Below are 2,478 nucleotides of genomic sequence, written 5' to 3'. Positions count from 1 at the left end.
GCCTCGAGGACGCCGGCCTCGAGCCGGTCCCGAAGGACGGATTGGCGCTCGGCGTCACTGGCCTGGGAGCGGCGCGCGATGTGCGACGCCATCCCCATCCCGACCACACCAGGCACGTTGAGGGTTCCGGCCCGGTGCCCCGCCTCCTGGGACCCGCCGGTCGCCTGGGGTTGGAGCTTGACGCGCGGGCCGCGCTGCCGCACGTACAACGCGCCGATCCCCTTCGGCCCGTACATCTTGTGCCCCGACATCGCGAGCAGGTCGACGCCGTCGTGGTTGACCGAGGTCGGGACGCGCCCGACGGCCTGGGTCGCGTCGCTCATCATGATGGCGCCGGCGGCATGGGCGCGCTCCGCGATCTCCGGGATCGGCTGGATCACGCCGGTCTCGTTGTTGGCCCACATCACCGAGACCAGGAACGTCTGGTCGTCGACGGCCTCCTCGACCGCGTCCGGGTCCACGAGTCCGTTCTCGTCGACCGGGAGGTAAGTCGTCTCGTAGCCTTCGCGCTCCATCGCTTGGCACGTCTCGAGCACGGCCTTGTGCTCGGTCTGGACGGTCACGATCCGGTGCCGCTTGCCGCCGTAGATCGCGCCGGCGCCGCGGATCGCGAGCGAGATCGACTCGGTCGCGCCGCTCGTGAACACCATCGTGCGCGGCGTCGCGCCGATCACCTTCGCGGTCTGCTCGCGAGCTTTCTTGACGGCCTCGTCCGCGGTCCAGCCGTAGGCGTGCTCGCTGTGGGGGTTGCCGAAGTGCTCCCGGAAGAACGGGAGCATGGCCTCGAGGACGCGCTCGTCGGTGGGAGTGGTCGCGTTGTAATCGAGGTAGACGGGGGCGCTCATTGGATCGAGGCCGGATCTGGCCCCGAGGGTCCGTCCTCGAGGGCGCCGCCGGCAATCAGTTTGCTGATGTATACGGTTGCCCTAGGCCGGATGTTGTGGATCTTCGCCGGAGAGACGGCAGCGCTTCCGAGAGGACGGGCAACTAGACGGCGCGCCGCTGCGTTGACGCGGACATTCTTCCCACACTCGTCTATGTCGTTTGGCTTCCTCCGCGCCCGGTCCGGCGCGATCCCAGTTCTCTTGGCGCTCCTCATCGCGCTGCCTGCGTGTGACTCGAGCGAGCCCGACGAGCCCGGAGACGGCGACGAGCAAGGGCGCGTCCTTTTCGGTGTCAACTACGACCGGCTCTTCTCGGACGCCACCGCGGCGGAGATCCAGTCTGTCCGCGACGACTGGGCCAGCCGAAACCCCACGTCCTCGAACGAGACCGTCCTGGGCTCGACCTCGACGGGAATCGGGACGGCGTTCCTGGTGCAGCACGACGTGACGACTTCGGGGCAGAGCCCCATCACGCACTACGGCGTCGTTCACGTGCCGGACGGCGGTGACGACCTGCCGGTGTTGGTGGTCCATCACGGTGGCGACGGCGGATTCTCCATCGCCGGCTCTGGCGCGAACGGCACCGTCACCGGATTCGCCGCCACGTTCCCCGACCTCGCCTCGAGCACGGTGTTGGTGGTCCCGGTCTACCGCTCCGAGCCCGTTTTGACCGAGGGAACGGCCCTCGCCCCCGTGACCGCCGGTGGCTCGCCGAGCCCGTGGGACTTCGACGTGGACGACTCGATCGCCTTCCTCGACGCCGCCCTCGAGCTCTACGCCGACGAGACCGATGACAGCCGGATCGCGGCCATCGGGTTCAGCCGCGGCGGCAACACGGCCGCGCTCCACAGCATCCGTGACGACCGCGTCGACGCGCTGGTCGACTACTACGGGCCGACCGACTTCTACAACGAGACCACCGAGACACTGGCGACGCGCCTGCTGACCGGGAACGCCGGCGCGCTCGGGCTTCCGGGCGGGCAGTTCCTCCTCGACACCGTCCTCAACCCGCTCCGCAACGCGGACGGCACCGCCAACCCCGACGCCGACTACGGCCCGGCCCGCCTCGAGGTCGTCCGCCGCTCAGCGTCCCTCTTCGAGGCCGACTTGCCCGACACCCAGGTCCACCATCACGTCAACGACCCGGTCGTCCCGATCCCGTTCTCGATCGCGTTCGCGGCCCGCGCCGAGGGCGGCGGTGGAGGCAGCTTCGAGTTTTTCCAGTATGACTCGGAGTCCAACGGCAACTCGTTCCACTCGCCCGAGGGCTTCCCGTCGAGCGTGCCGGTCGTGACCACGTTCTTGCGGTCGCAGCTGGCCGTCGGCTCCATCGTGAGCGCGCCGGAGCTCGAGCTCGCGTACTAGCATGAGACTTGGCCTCGAGGTCGCAGCGATCGCCGCTCTCTTCGCGTTCACCGCGTGCAGCGAGACGCCGGTCGCCGTCTGCGTCCCCGAGGTCGACCCGACGTGCGAGGACCGGCCCGGTCCTGGGGACGAGGTCGTCGGCGGCGTCAACCTGACGGCCCTGTTCGCGGCGCCGACACGAGCCGAGGTTGACTCGGCACGGACCGACGTGCCCGCCGTCGCGACGGCG

The 2,478-nt window shown here is 69.5% G+C and carries 3 protein-coding genes; 2 read left to right on the top strand and 1 reads right to left on the bottom strand.

Annotation, left to right across the window (positions count from 1 at the left end):
• A partial coding sequence (locus tag WBA11_RS14525; protein WP_424521382.1) for a cysteine desulfurase family protein occupies positions 1–845 on the bottom strand: 845 nt, incomplete at its 3' end.
• A 192-nt stretch (positions 846–1,037) separates the two neighbouring features.
• Here WBA11_RS14525 and WBA11_RS14520 point away from each other — a divergent pair.
• Positions 1,038–2,249, top strand: coding sequence for an alpha/beta hydrolase family protein (locus tag WBA11_RS14520; protein ID WP_424521381.1), 1,212 nt, complete (start codon positions 1,038–1,040; stop codon positions 2,247–2,249).
• Position 2,250: 1 nt separating this feature from the next.
• Positions 2,251–2,478, top strand: a 228-nt coding sequence (locus WBA11_RS14515) for a hypothetical protein (protein ID WP_424521380.1), incomplete at its 3' end; no start/stop codon positions are given.

This window comes from Rubrivirga sp. (genome assembly GCF_049648075.1).
Classification (GTDB): domain Bacteria; phylum Bacteroidota; class Rhodothermia; order Rhodothermales; family Rubricoccaceae; genus Rubrivirga.
Note: the sequence above shows the minus strand (reverse complement) of the source record. Positions and strands in the feature narration are given on the sequence as shown.